General features: G+C 73.1%; 13 protein-coding genes. 9 read left to right on the top strand and 4 right to left on the bottom strand.

What is annotated here, in order from left to right; translation table 11 throughout:
* The first annotated feature begins 148 nt into the window (after positions 1 to 148).
* The gene (locus BJY14_RS05855; protein WP_179842672.1) at positions 149 to 352 is read left to right on the top strand and encodes a hypothetical protein; all 204 of its coding nucleotides are present in this window, start codon (positions 149 to 151) and stop codon (positions 350 to 352) included.
* On the opposite strand, the gene BJY14_RS05850 is transcribed toward BJY14_RS05855, so the two are convergent.
* On the bottom strand, positions 349 to 951 hold the full coding sequence (locus BJY14_RS05850) for a hypothetical protein (RefSeq protein WP_179842671.1): 603 nt from the start codon (positions 949 to 951) through the stop codon (positions 349 to 351). The two genes, BJY14_RS05855 and BJY14_RS05850, sit on opposite strands and share 4 nt — an antisense overlap.
* A gap of 91 nt (positions 952 to 1,042) precedes the next feature.
* On the opposite strand from BJY14_RS05850, the gene BJY14_RS05845 reads away from it, so the two are divergent.
* Positions 1,043 to 2,173 (top strand): nucleoside 2-deoxyribosyltransferase domain-containing protein, encoded by a 1,131-nt coding sequence (locus BJY14_RS05845; RefSeq protein ID WP_179842670.1) that lies wholly within the window; start codon positions 1,043 to 1,045, stop codon positions 2,171 to 2,173.
* 1 nt (position 2,174) lies between these two features.
* Here BJY14_RS05845 and BJY14_RS05840 read toward each other — a convergent pair whose 3' ends face one another.
* On the bottom strand, positions 2,175 to 3,149 hold the full coding sequence (locus tag BJY14_RS05840) for an alpha/beta hydrolase (RefSeq protein ID WP_179842669.1): 975 nt from the start codon (positions 3,147 to 3,149) through the stop codon (positions 2,175 to 2,177).
* Between the two features lie 170 nt (positions 3,150 to 3,319).
* Here BJY14_RS05840 and BJY14_RS05835 point away from each other — a divergent pair, with 170 nt between their 5' ends.
* From BJY14_RS05835 to soxR, 7 genes are all read left to right on the top strand, one after another.
* Complete coding sequence (locus tag BJY14_RS05835) at positions 3,320 to 3,727, top strand: TOBE domain-containing protein (RefSeq protein WP_179842668.1); 408 nt, start codon at positions 3,320 to 3,322, stop codon at positions 3,725 to 3,727.
* A 9-nt stretch (positions 3,728 to 3,736) separates the two neighbouring features.
* Complete coding sequence (gene modA, locus BJY14_RS05830; protein WP_179842667.1) at positions 3,737 to 4,510, top strand: molybdate ABC transporter substrate-binding protein; 774 nt, start codon at positions 3,737 to 3,739, stop codon at positions 4,508 to 4,510.
* Entirely contained in the window at positions 4,507 to 5,340 is an 834-nt protein-coding gene (gene modB / locus BJY14_RS05825) for a molybdate ABC transporter permease subunit (protein WP_179842666.1), read from the top strand. Before modA ends, modB begins: the two co-directional genes overlap by 4 nt.
* The gene (locus tag BJY14_RS05820) at positions 5,337 to 6,389 is read left to right on the top strand and encodes an ABC transporter ATP-binding protein (protein ID WP_179842665.1); all 1,053 of its coding nucleotides are present in this window, start codon (positions 5,337 to 5,339) and stop codon (positions 6,387 to 6,389) included. The genes modB and BJY14_RS05820 overlap by 4 nt, the downstream gene beginning before the upstream one ends.
* A gap of 179 nt (positions 6,390 to 6,568) precedes the next feature.
* Positions 6,569 to 8,386 (top strand): phosphoenolpyruvate carboxykinase (GTP), encoded by a 1,818-nt coding sequence (locus BJY14_RS05815; RefSeq protein ID WP_179842664.1) that lies wholly within the window; start codon positions 6,569 to 6,571, stop codon positions 8,384 to 8,386.
* A 135-nt stretch (positions 8,387 to 8,521) separates the two neighbouring features.
* On the top strand, positions 8,522 to 9,115 hold the full coding sequence (locus BJY14_RS05810) for an HdeD family acid-resistance protein (RefSeq protein WP_179842663.1): 594 nt from the start codon (positions 8,522 to 8,524) through the stop codon (positions 9,113 to 9,115).
* A gap of 61 nt (positions 9,116 to 9,176) precedes the next feature.
* Positions 9,177 to 9,731: a redox-sensitive transcriptional activator SoxR gene (gene soxR / locus BJY14_RS05805; RefSeq protein ID WP_179842662.1), complete on the top strand. Its 555-nt coding sequence runs from the start codon at positions 9,177 to 9,179 to the stop codon at positions 9,729 to 9,731.
* Positions 9,732 to 9,752: 21 nt separating this feature from the next.
* Here the strand turns inward: soxR and BJY14_RS05800 are convergent, their stop codons facing one another.
* Positions 9,753 to 12,149, bottom strand: coding sequence for a glycoside hydrolase family 65 protein (locus BJY14_RS05800; protein ID WP_179842661.1), 2,397 nt, complete (start codon positions 12,147 to 12,149; stop codon positions 9,753 to 9,755).
* The gene (locus BJY14_RS05795; RefSeq protein WP_179842660.1) at positions 12,146 to 12,895 is read right to left on the bottom strand and encodes an HAD family hydrolase; all 750 of its coding nucleotides are present in this window, start codon (positions 12,893 to 12,895) and stop codon (positions 12,146 to 12,148) included. Before BJY14_RS05795 ends, BJY14_RS05800 begins: the two co-directional genes overlap by 4 nt.
* Between the last annotated feature and the right edge of the window lie 87 nt (positions 12,896 to 12,982).

Below are 12,982 nucleotides of genomic sequence, written 5' to 3'. Positions count from 1 at the left end.
GAGATCTTCCCCGGCGGGCCGCCTCCGTGGCAGGATGCATCTGCGAGACGAGTAAGTCTTCCATTACTCGCTGATCTCGCGACGGACGCGTTCGCGACGTCCGGGCGGCCGGGTCCCCCGGCGCCGGGACGCGGTCGAGGGGTGTGACGTGAAGCTCTTGCTGCTCATCGCCGTCGCCGTCGCCTGCGTGGCGCTCAGTTTCGCATGGCGGGAGCCCTGGATCGGCGGTGTCGGGCTGCTGGTCGCCTTCGTCGCCATGTTCACCGACCGCGACGACGTGCGCCTCGACGACGAGCGCGGCAGCTACGAGACCACCAAGTCGGTCCGCGACATGCGGCGCCGGGACCGCTAGCGTTCCCAGCGGGTGTCGCCCGCGACGTGCTGGTCGCCGGTCGGCGGCGGGTCCTGGCCGCGCTGGTTCTCCCGCGCGTAGCGCCCGTAGACGAGGGGTTGCGTGGTGTTCGACCCGGGGGGTTCGGGCTCGTTCAGCCGCTGTTCGCGGACGCCGACCACCGCGAACCTGCCGAGCGCCAGCGCGGCGAGGAAGACGATCACGACGCCGAGGCCGGTGAAGCCGGCGAGCTGCTCGGCGACGTGCCGGCCGTCGCCCGCGCCGAGCGGCGCGCCGACGCCCTGCACGTTCCACAGCGTGGCGAGGATCGGCCCGACGGCGAACCAGGCGCCGGCGAGCGCGGCCAGCCAGCCGCCGAACATCCCGACGACGCGGTTGGCGCTGAACAGCAGGATCAGGCCGCCCAGGGCGGCGGCGGCACCGGGGGCGATGCTGAGCTGCAGGCGGTCGGTGGTGTAGACCCAGGTGTCGTCCGGCGCGAATCCGAAGTGGAAGTAGGGGCCGACGAGGGGCAGCAGCGCGCCCCAGAGCCCCAGAAGGATCAACAGGATTCCGCTGAGGACGCCTCGGGTGCGCGGAACTCGCATGGTCCCAGCCATGATCGATTCCTCCTGACCGGGAGTGTGATTCTGTTATCAGCAGCGTTTACCCGTTAGTAGGCGGTCCACACGACCAGAAGGGAGCCGCCGCATGGACGACGGCGTGATCCTCGTCCACGCGAGGGAGGAGCCTCCGGACCGCTGGGACGCGGCCGTGTTCCTGGCCGGCCCGACGCCCCGGACGCCCGGGGTCGCCTCGTGGCGGCCGGACGCCCACGCCGAACTGCGGGCCCGCTGGCGCGGCGGCGGGCGGCTCGTGGTGTTCGATCCCGAGCACCGGGAGGACCGCTACGACGACTACGACGGCCAGGTCGAATGGGAGGAGCGCTGCCTGCATCTGGCCGACGAGGTCGTCTTCTGGGTCCCGCGCGACCTCGCGACCATGCCCGCCTTCACCACGAACGTGGAGTGGGGGATGTGGCACGACAGCGGCCGGGTGGTGTTCGGCGCGCCTCCGGAGGCGCCGAAGAACGGCTACCTGCTGCACTACGCGGACAAGTCCGCGGTGCCGACGGCCGCCGGCCTGCCGGAGACGGTCGCGGCGGCGCTGCGCCGGATCGGCGCCGGCGCGTCCCGGGCCTCCGGGGAGCGCGAGGTCCCGCTGCTGCTGTGGCGGGACGCGGCGTTCCAGCGCTGGTACGCGGGGCAGCGGGACGCGGGCAACGTGCTGCTCGGGGCGCGGGTGGTGTTCCGCTTCGGGGTGTGCTGGGGGTTGCACGTCCGGGTCCGCGTGACCGCGGAGGACCGGGTCAAGGACAACGAGATCGTCATCGGGCGGCCGGACATCTCGGCCGTCGTGCTGTACCGGCCCGGCGCGACGCTGGACGCGACGCAGGTCGTGCTCGTCCGGGAGTTCCGGAGCGCAGGGGCGGACGGGGACGTCCACGAGCTGCCGGGAGGCTCCGGGCCGGGCGGCCCGGCCGAGGTGGCGCTCGCGGAGGTCGCCGAGGAGACCGGGCTGGTGCTGGAGCCCGCCCGGCTGCGCGGGCACCGCTCCCGCCAGGTGAACGCGACACTGTCGGCGCACCGCGCGCACCTGTTCTCCGCCGAGGTCACTGCCGCAGAGCTCGAGCGGATCCGGGGGTCGGGCCCGCACGGTGTGGCGGCGGCCGGCGAGCGCACCTACGTCGTGGTGGCCCCGTTCGGGCGGATCAGGCGGGAGGGGCTCGTGGACGCCGCCAACCTCGGGATGATCGCGGAGGTGCTGCTGGAGACGCGCTGACTCAGCGGTCCAGGGCGTCGCGGACGAACGCGCCGAGCGCGGCGACCGCCGCGCGCGACTCGGGCAGGTACGGCCCGAACATCTGGAACACGTGCAACTGGCGGTCCCATACCTGGAGCGTGACCGGCACCCCGGCCTCGGCGAGCCGCCGCGCCATCAGCTCGGAGTCGCAGTAGAGCAGTTCGGTGGATCCGGCGGTGAGCAGCACGGGCGGCAGCCCCGCGAGGTCGGCGCGGACGGGTGAGATCGCGGGGTCGGCGAGGTCGAGGTGGCCGAGGAACCCCTCGACGAGGCGTTCCAGCAGCGCGCCGGGGCCGGAGGGGTCGAGGCCCATGTTGGCGTGCGCGAGCTTGCTCGTCAGGTCCATGTCGAGCATGGGGGACAGGGCCGCGAGCGCCGCCGGCATGGGCAGCCCCTCCTCGCGGGCGCGCAGCGCCGTGGCGAACGTGAGGTGCCCGCCCGCCGAGTCCCCCATGATCACGACGCGTCCGGGGTCGATCCCCCGCTCCTCCAGCAGCCACCGGTAGGCGGTGACGCAGTCCTCGACCTCCCGCTCGAACGGGACCGCCGGGATCATCCGGTAGTCCACCGACAGCGCGGTGGCGCCGGACGCGGCGGCGAACGAGGCGATCATCCGGCGGTGCGTGTTGAGGCCGCAGGAGATCCAGCCGCCGCCGTGCAGGTAGAGGATCGCCCGGTCGCGGGGTGGGGCGGCGCCCGGCGCCGACACCCACTCGGCGCCGAAGCCGTCGAAGCGGACCTTCTCCACGCTGATGCGCCGCGGCGTCCCGGCCCGTGCCGCCAGCCGGTCGAGGAGGGCGGCGCGGCGCAGCGCCCGGTCGTCGAACGGCCGGCCCGCGAGCCGGGCGAGGCCGGGCCGGACCAGCCGCCGGACGCCCGCCGAGACCGCGCGGGAGCGCAGGCTCGCCGTCCCGTGCCGTTCTATCACCAGGGTCGCGGGGCCTTGCGCCGTCACGGGTCCTCCTCGCGTCGGGGGATGTAAGTAGATGGTGACATCCGCGGCGATCGACGGGGAAGGGAGCCTTCCCCTTCCGCGGTTGCGAGGGCATCGGTGCGGTGGATATCGCTGTATCAAGGATGATGTCGCTCTTCCCCTTGCATATGCGGTTGTCTAGGCTTTGCCGGGTGACGACGTTCAGGATCAGCGAGGCCGCCGCCCTTCTCGGCGTCAGCGCCGACACCGTCCGCCGGTGGGTGGACGGCGGCAGGCTCCCGGCGTCCCGGGACGAGCACGGCCACCGGCGGGTGCCGGGCGCGGAGCTGGCCGCCTTCGTGCGGGACCAGGCGCGCGGCAACGGCTCGTCCGACCAGGCCGAACGCTTCTCCTCGGCGCGCAACCGGATGCGGGGGATCGTCACCGAGGTCCTCCGGGACGGGGTGATGGCGCAGGTCGAGATCCAGGCGGGGCCGTTCCGCGTCGTGTCGCTGATGAGCCGCGAGGCGGCCGACGACCTCGGCCTGGAGCCGGGCGTGGTCGCCGATGCCGTCGTCAAGTCCACGAACGTCGTCGTCGAAGTGCCGGACCAGGGCTGAGGAGGCAACGTGTTCAAGCGAACCGCGGCGGTGGCGGCGCTGTCGCTCGCCGTCCTGGCGGGCTGCGGCGACGCCGGCGACTCCTCCGGTTCGGGAGAGCCGGGCGGCGGCAAGACCCTCACGGTGTTCGCGGCGGCCTCGCTCACCGAGGCCTTCACCGAGCTCGGCAGGACGTTCGAGGGCGCGCATCCCGGCGTGAAGGTCAGGTTCCAGTTCGGCGGCAGTTCGACGCTGGCGCAGCAGATCACGCAGGGCGCCCCGGCGGACGTGTTCGCGGCCGCGAGCCCCGCCACGATGAAGACGGTGACCGACGCCGGGGACGCGTCGGGGCGGCCGCAGACCTTCACCCGCAACCGCCTGGTCATCGCCGTCCCGAAGGGGGACCCGGGCAAGGTCGCGAAGGTGGGCGACCTGGGCCGGCGGGGTTTGAAGGTCGTGCTGTGCGCGGTGCAGGTGCCGTGCGGCGCCGCGGCCGAGACCGCTCTGGCCGTCGCCGGGGTCGAGGTCGAGCCGGTGTCGCGGGAGAAGGACGTCAAGGCCGTCCTGACGAAGGTGGGCCTGGGGGAGGCCGACGCGGGGCTCGTCTACCGCACCGACGTGAAGGCGGCCGGCGGCGAGGTCACGGGCATCGAGTTCCCGGAGGCCGCGAAGGCGATCAACGACTACCCGATCGTCGAGGTCGCCAAGGCGCCGCAGGGCGCGCTCGCCGGGGAGTTCATCCGCCTGGTGGTCGGTGAGCAGGGCAGGGCGGTGCTGAGCCGGGCGGGCTTCGAGGGGCCGTGACGCGACCGCGGAGGGCGTCCCGGGAGGCGCGGGAGGCGGACCGGCTGCCGGGCCGGCCGCCGTGGGTGCTGCTCGCGCCCGCGCTGCTCGGGCTCGCCTTCCTGGTGCTGCCGCTGCTCGGCCTGCTCGTCAGGGCGCCGTGGTCGACGCTCGGCACCCGCCTCCTGCAGGCGCAGGTCCTGGAGGCGCTCCGGCTCTCGCTGCTCACCGCCACCCTCGCCACCGGCCTGTGCCTGCTGCTCGGCGTCCCCCTCGCCTGGACGCTCGCCCGGGTCCGGTTCCCCGCCGCCCGGCTCGTCCGGGCCCTGGTGACCGTTCCGCTGGTGCTGCCGCCGGTGGTCGGCGGCGTCGCCCTGCTGCTGGTGCTCGGACGGCGCGGGCTGGTCGGCGGCTGGCTGGACCGCGCCTTCGGCCTCACGTTCCCGTTCACCACCGCCGGCGTCGTGCTCGCCGAGGCGTTCGTCGCGATGCCGTTCCTGGTGATCAGCGTGGAGGGCGCGCTGCGCGCCGCCGACCTGCGCTACGAGGAGGCCGCCGCCACCCTCGGCGCCGGCCGCTGGACGATCTTCCGGCGGGTCACGCTGCCGCTGGTCGCGCCGGGCGTCGCGGCCGGGTCGATCCTGTGCTGGGCGCGGGCGCTCGGCGAGTTCGGGGCGACGATCACCTTCGCGGGCAACTTCCCCGGCCGGACGCAGACGATGCCGCTCGCGGTGTACCTGGCGCTGGAGACCGACCCGCAGGCGGCGATCGTGCTCAGCCTCGTCCTGCTCGCCGTCTCGGTCGCCGTCCTCGCCGTGCTCCGGGACCGCTGGGTGGGCGGCGCGCGATGAGCGGACCCCGGGGGCTGGACGCGCGGCTCGTCGTCCGCCGCGCCGCGTTCGACCTCGATCTCGCGCTCACCGCCGGGCCGGGCGAGGTCGTGGCGCTGCTCGGCCCGAACGGGGCGGGCAAGAGCACCGCGCTGCGCGCCCTGGCCGGGCTCGTGCCGATGGCGGGCGGGCACCTGCGGGTGGACGGCGCCGACCTGCGCGCGCTGCCGCCCGACCGCCGCGGCATCGGCATGGTGTTCCAGGACTACCTGCTGTTCCCGCACCTCACGGCGCTCGACAACGTCGCGTTCGGGCCGCGCTGCCGGGGCGCCGGGCGCCGTGCCGCCCGGCGGATCGCCGCGGGCTGGCTGGAGCGGGTGGGGCTCGCCGAGCACGCGTCCGCGCGCCCGCGGGCCCTGTCGGGCGGGCAGGCGCAGCGGGTGGCCCTGGCCCGCGCGCTGGCCGTCGATCCGGGCCTGCTGCTGCTGGACGAGCCGCTCGCGGCGCTGGACGCGCACACCCGGATGGAGATCAGGGCCGCGCTGCGCCGCCACCTCGCCGGGTTCGAGGGCGCCGCCGTGCTCGTCACGCACGACCCGCTGGACGCCATGGTGCTCGCCGACCGCCTCGTCGTCGTCGAGGGCGGCCGGCTCGTCCAGCAGGGGACCCCGGCCGACGTCGCGCGCCGCCCGCGGACCGACTACGTCGCGCGCCTGGTCGGGTTGAACCTGTACCGGGGCAGGGCCGAGGCGGGCACGGTGGCCCTGGGGGACGGTGCTGCAACCCTTGACACTGTTGACTCACTCGAAGGTGAGGTGTTCCTCGCCTTCGCGCCATCCTCGGTGGCGCTGTACCGGACGCGTCCCGACGGCAGCCCGCGCAACCTCTGGCGCACGCGCGTCGGCGCGATCGAACGGCAGGGGGACCGTGTCCGGGTCCGGCTGTCGGGGCCGCCTTTCGACGCCGTAGCGGACGTCACTCAGGCGGCGGTCGCGGAGCTCCAATTGTCGGAGGGCAGCCCCGTCTGGGCGGCCGTGAAGGCCACTGAGACCCACGTTTACCCAGCTTGAGCGCTCTCGCGCCGTCCGGCGGGTGCGGGTGGGCGGTCGGTTCCCCCATCCAGTGATATCCCTCACAGAACCGGGCATCATGCCCCAAAAGCGGACGGGATTGGTCCAGACCAAATGGCAAAAACGACGGGTCTTGTTCATCATGCAAACATCCTGCGAACAGCTGAAGGAGAACGCCCGTGTCCAACCAGGTCCCCGGCCTCGACCAGGCCCCTACCGGCCACACCGAACTGATTGAGTGGGTGCGCGGGATCGCCGAGCTGACCGGGCCCGACCGGGTCGAGTGGTGTGACGGCTCGCAGGAGGAGTGGGAGCGGCTCACCGGCCTCCTCGTCGAGCAGGGCACCCTGACGCGGCTGGACCCGGCCAAACGGCCCAACAGCTTCCACGCGGCCTCCGATCCCACCGACGTCGCCCGCGTCGAGGACCGGACGTTCATCTGCTCCGAGAAGCAGGAGGACGCCGGCCCCACCAACAACTGGGTCGCGCCCGGGGAGATGCGGGAGACCCTGGGCGGCCTCTTCGCGGGCTGCATGAAGGGCCGCACCATGTACGTGGTGCCGTTCTGCATGGGCCCCCTCGGCGGCACCATCTCGCAGCTGGGCGTTGAGATCACCGACTCCGCCTACGTCGCCGTGTCCATGCGGATCATGACGCGGATGGGCGAGGGCGCGTTGCGCCTCATCGAGGAGCGCGGGTCGTTCGTCAGGGCCGTCCACTCCGTCGGCGCCCCCCTGGAGCCGGGCCAGGAGGACGTCAGGTGGCCGTGCAACTCGACCAAGTACATCACCCACTTCCCCGAGACCCGGGAGATCTGGTCCTACGGGTCCGGGTACGGCGGCAACGCGCTGCTCGGCAAGAAGTGCTACGCGCTGCGCATCGCCTCGACGATGGCCCGCGACGAGGGCTGGATGGCCGAGCACATGCTCGTGCTGAAGCTGACGCCGCCCACCGGTGAGACCCGCTACGTCGCCGCCGCGTTCCCCTCGGCGTGCGGGAAGACCAACCTCGCCATGCTGGAGCCGACCATCCCCGGGTGGAAGGTCGAGACGATCGGCGACGACATCGCCTGGATGCGCTTCGGCGACGACGGCCGCCTGTACGCCATCAACCCCGAGGCCGGATTCTTCGGCGTCGCGCCCGGCACCGGCGAGAGCACCAACGCCAACGCGGTCAGGACGCTGTGGGGCAACAGCATCTTCACGAACGTGGCCCTCACCGACGACGGCGACGTGTGGTGGGAGGGACTCACCGACGAGCCGCCCGCGCACCTGACCGACTGGAAGGGCAACGACTGGACGCCGGACTCCACGAGCCCGGCGGCCCACCCGAACGCCCGCTTCACCACCCCGGCCGGGCAGTGCCCGATCATCGCCGACGAGTGGGAGGACCCGAAGGGCGTCCCGATCTCGGCGATCCTGTTCGGCGGCCGCCGCGCCTCCGCCGTCCCGCTCGTCACCGAGTCGTTCGACTGGCAGCAGGGCGTGTTCCTCGGCGCCAACGTCGCGTCCGAGAAGACCGCCGCCGCCGAGGGCGCCGTCGGCGAGCTGCGCCGCGACCCGTTCGCCATGCTGCCGTTCTGCGGCTACAACATGGGCGACTACTTCGGCCACTGGCTGGAGATCGGCAAGGCCACCGACCCGGAGAAGCTCCCGCGGATCTACTACGTCAACTGGTTCCGCAAGAACGCCGACGGCAGGTTCATCTGGCCCGGCTTCGGCGAGAACAGCCGCGTCCTGAAGTGGATCGTCGAGCGCCTCAACGGCAAGGCCGACGCGGTCAAGTCCCCGATCGGGCACCTGCCGACCCGGGAGGCGCTCGACACCGAGGGCCTCGACATCGACGACGCCGACCTGGGGACCCTGCTGTCGGTCGACACCGAGGTGTGGAAGCAGGAGGCCGCCCTCGTGCCGGAGTTCTTCGAGCGGTTCGGTGACCACACGCCGAAGGCGCTGTGGGACGAGTACCACGACCTGGTGCGCCGCCTGGAGCACTGACGCGCGGGCGGAGCCGGCCACCGGCCGGACCCGTGGGCCGGTCGCGAACTTTGCGAAGTTCGCGACCGGCCTTTGCGTTCCCCGCAGGCGGCGGCGGTCAACACTGGAGGAGTTCCCCGTCCCCGGGAGGCCGGCATGTTCGACCTGATGACCCGCCACTGGTGGGTGCTCGCGCTGCGCGGCACGTTCGCGGTCATTTTCGGCATCGTCGCCTGGGTGTGGCCGGGCATCACCGTCTGGGCGCTGGTGGTGCTGTTCGGCGCCTACGCCTTGGTGGACGGTGTGTTCGCGGTCGCGCAGGCGATCCGCGGCACCTCCGGCGGCCCGCGCGGCCTGCTCGCCCTGTCGGGGGCCGCAGGGATCGCGCTCGGCATCGCGGCGCTGGTGTGGCCCGGCATCACCGCGTTCGTCCTGCTGATGCTGATCGCCGCCTGGGCGGTCGCCACCGGCGTGCTGGAGATCGGGGTCGCGCTCGCGATGCGCAAGGAGCTCAAGGGCGAGTGGGCGTACGTACTCACCGGCGCCGTCTCGCTGATCTTCGGGATCATGCTGTTCGCGTGGCCCGTCTCCGGCGCGATCGCCATCGTCTGGCTGATCGGCCTGCTGGCCGTCCTGGCCGGCGCCGCCATGATCGGCGCGGCGTTCCGGCTGCGCCGGCTCGGCCACGCGGCCGAGCGTCCCGGCGGGACGAGCCCCGCCGCCCACTACCGGCCCGGCCCCCACTACTGACCGGGGCCCGGCCGCCCGGCCCGACCTCAAGCGCGGTTGAGGAACGCATAGGATCCGGTGCATGACGCGGCTGGAGCACCGGGTGCACGAACTGACCGTCGGGCAGCTCGCCGAGCGGAGCGGCGTGGCCGTCTCGGCGCTGCACTTCTACGAGTCCAAGGGACTGATCAGCAGCCGGCGCACGGCGGGCAACCAGCGGCGGTTCAGCCGGGACACGCTCCGCCGGGTCTCGTTCATCAAGGTCTCGCAGCGCGTCGGGATCCCGCTCGGCGACATCCGCGACGCGCTCGCCACCCTCCCCGAGGAGCGCACGCCCACGGTGGCCGACTGGGCGCGCCTCTCCGAGCGGTGGCGCGGCGAGCTCGACGCGCGCATCCGGCAGCTCGAACGGCTGCGCGACGACCTCACCGACTGCATCGGCTGCGGCTGCCTGTCGATCAGCAGGTGCGCGCTCGCCAACCCCTACGACCGGCTCGGGGACGAGGGGCCGGGACCGCGCCGGCTGCTCGTGCCGGCCGGCCCCGGAGACCCCGCGTCACGCCCGGCGGACGGGACGCGGGCCTCCGAGGCGGACGGCTGCGCGCGGGTCTGCGCTCCGGAGAGCGGCCCCGCCTAGCGGCCCGCTCAGCGACCCCGCCTAGCGGCGGCGGGGGTCGCGTCCGTGCGGGTCGATGCGCCGCGGCGCGGGCTCCCGGCCCGCCGGCTGCGTCACCGCCGGGCGCACCGGGATCTGCTCGATCGGCAGCTCGACGGGCTCGTCGGCGAGGGTGAACCGCTCGCCGTGGTGCCACAGCGTGAGGCCCCGGCCGTCCAGCAGCTCGTAGCGGGCCGCCTCACCGGTCACGCTGACCTTGATCCGGTTGCCCCGGTACCGCATCCGGAACGCCAGCCGGCTGATCCCGCCGGGCAGCCGCGGCGCGAACCGCAGCGTGCCCTTGCCCGCCCGCATCCCGCCGAACCCGGCGACGAGCCCGCTCCACGCCCCCGCCATCGAGGCGATGTGCAGCCCGTCGCGGGTGTTGTGGTTCAGGTCGTGCAGGTCCATCAGCGCGGTCTCGCCGAGGTAGTCGTGCGCCAGCTCCAGCTGGCCGACCTCGGCGGCGACGACCGCCTGCGTCTGCGCCGACAGAGACGAGTCGCGGACGGTCAGGCCCTCGTAGTAGGCGAAGTCGCGCTCCTTCTGCTCGTCGGTGAACGCGTCGCCGCACAGGTGCAGGGCGAGCACCAGGTCCGCCTGCTTGACCACCTGCTTGCGGTAGAGGTCGAAGTAGGGGTAGTTCAGCAGCAGCGGATAGTGGTCGGGTTTGGTGGCGGAGAAGTCCCAGCGGGCGTGGTTGGTGAAGCTCTCGCTCTGCGGATGGACGCCGAGCCGCTCGTCGTAGGGGATGAGCATCGCCGCCGCCGCGTCCCGCCACGACGCCGCCTCCTCGGCGTTCACGCCGAGCCGGTCGGCCACGTCCGGGTGGCGCATCGCCGTCTCGGCGGCCTCCTGGAGGTTCCGGCGCGCCATCAGGTTGGTGTAGACGTTGTTGTCCACCACCGCGCTGTACTCGTCGGGGCCGGTGACGCCGTCGATGCGGAACACCCCGCCCACGTCGTGGTGGCCGAGGCTCCGCCACAGCCGGGCCGTCTGGACCAGGATGTCCAGGCCGATCTCCCGCTCGAACTGCTCGTCCTGCGTGGCGTCCACGTACCGGACGACCGCGTCGGAGATGTCGGCGTTGATGTGGAACGCGGCGGTGCCGGCGGGCCAGTAGCCCGAGCACTCGTGCCCGCGGATCGTCCGCCACGGGAACGTCGCGCCCTCCAGGCCGAGCTGGTTGGCACGGTCCCGGGCCAGGGGCAGCGTCATGTGCCGCCAGCCGAGGGCGTCCGCCGCGGCGCCGGGGGAGGTGTAGGTGAGGACCGGCAGCACGAACGTCTCGGTGTCCCAGAACGTGTGCCCGTCGTAGCCCGGTCCCGTCAGCCCCTTGGCCGGGATCATGCGGCGCTCCGCGCGGGCGCCCGCCTGCAGGACGTGGAACAGCCCGAACCTGACCGCCTGCTGGATCTCGGCGTCGCCGTCGACCTCGACGTCCGCGCCCTCCCAGAAGTCGTCGAGGTACTCGCGCTGCTCGTCCAGCAGGCCCTGCCAGCCGGTCTGCCGCGCGCCCGCCAGCGCCCCGACCACCTGGTCGTGCAGCGCGGGGCGCGACCGCCGGCTCGACCAGCCGTAGGAGATGTACTTGACGATGCGCAGCCGCTGCCCCGGCTCCAGCCGCGTCGCGACCGTCAGCCGCCCCACGTCCTTGGAGCTCTCGGTGTCGATCGCCATCGACTCCGGGCCCTCGATGTCGTGCGACATCCCGGCGGCCATCCGCAGGCCGCTCTGCCGCGTCCGGTGCAGCAGCAGCACCTTGGTGCCGTTGGCGACGTGCTCCTCGCCGACGAGCGGGCTGCTCAGGATCGCCGAGGCGCGCGGGTCCTTGCCGCCGCCGGGCAGTGCCTCGTTGGCCACCAGCTCCGACTGGGCGACCACCCGGACCGCCTCGTCCACCGGCTCGACCTCGTAGCAGATCGCCGCGACGGCCCGCTGGGTCAGCGACACCATCCGGACCGAGGTGACCTTGATCCTGCGGTCGGCCGGGGACGTCCACTCCACGTGCCGGGTGAGCGTTCCCGCGCGCATGTCGAGGATCCGCTCGTGGTGGTGCAGGCGGCCGTAGCGCACGTCGAGCGGCTCGTCGTCGACGAGCAGCCGGATCACCTTGCCGTTGGTGACGTTGATGACCGTCTGGCCCATCTCGGGGTAGCCGTAGGCGGTCTCGGCGTGCGGCAGGGGACGCTGCTCGTAGAAGGAGTTCAGGTAGGTGCCGGGAAGCCCGTGCGGTTCGCCCTCGTCGAGGTTGCCGCGCATGCCGACGTGCCCGTTGGAGAGGGAGAACACCGACTCGGTCTGGGCCAGCCGGTCGAGCCGCAGCTCCGGCTCCCGCACGCACCACGGCTCGACGGAGAACACCGGCCGGTCGGCGCCCTGGCTCTCGTGCTCGCTCACGGCCCCTCCAGCAGCTCGGACAGGTCGTCGACCACGATGTCGGCGCCGTGCTCGGCGAGCGCCTTCGCGTGCTCGTCGCCGACCCGGTTGACGCCGACGACGTAGGCGAACTTCCCGGCGCGCCCCGCCTGGACGCCGGCGAGCGCGTCCTCGAAGACGACCGCCTTGCCTGCGGGGACGCCCAGCTCCTCGGCCCCCGCGAGGAAGGTGTCGGGAGCGGGCTTGCCGGGCAGGTCGCGCTCCGCCGCGATGACGCCGTCCACGCGCGCGTCGAACAGGTCGGTGATGCCGGCGGTCCGCAGGACCTGGACGGTGTTGGCGCTGGAGGAGACCACGGCGGTCTTCAGCCCGGCCTCGCGCGCCTTGCGGACGTAGTCGATCGACCCGTCGAAGGTCTCGACGCCCTTCTCCTGGATGATCTTCAGGACGAGGGAGTTCTTGCGGTTCCCGAGGCCCCGGATGGTCTCCTTCTCGGGCGGATCGTCCGGATCTCCCTCGGGCAGGGAGATGCCGCGCGACTCCAGGAACGAGCGCGTCCCGTCCTCGCGTCTCTTGCCGTCGACGTAACGGCCGTAGTCGCGCACGGGGTCGAACTCGGTGAACGGCTCACCGGTCCGCTCCGCCCGTTCGCGCAGGTAGCCGTCGAACATCTCCTTCCACGCCGCCGCGTGAACGGCCGCGGTCCGGGTCAGCACGCCGTCGAGATCGAAGAGACACGCGGCCGCCTCGTCCGGCAGTCCCAGCATCGCACCCCCAGGTAGATGGCACCATCGATAGTGATCCTCAAAGCGCGACCCGTTCCCGCGACGAGCGCGGGTATGCGGGCCCGGGCG

Source organism: Actinomadura luteofluorescens, from assembly GCF_013409365.1.
Taxonomy (GTDB): Bacteria; Actinomycetota; Actinomycetes; order Streptosporangiales; family Streptosporangiaceae; genus Spirillospora; species Spirillospora luteofluorescens.
The sequence above is the reverse complement of the archived record's forward strand: the minus strand, read 5'-3'. Positions and strand labels throughout refer to the sequence as shown.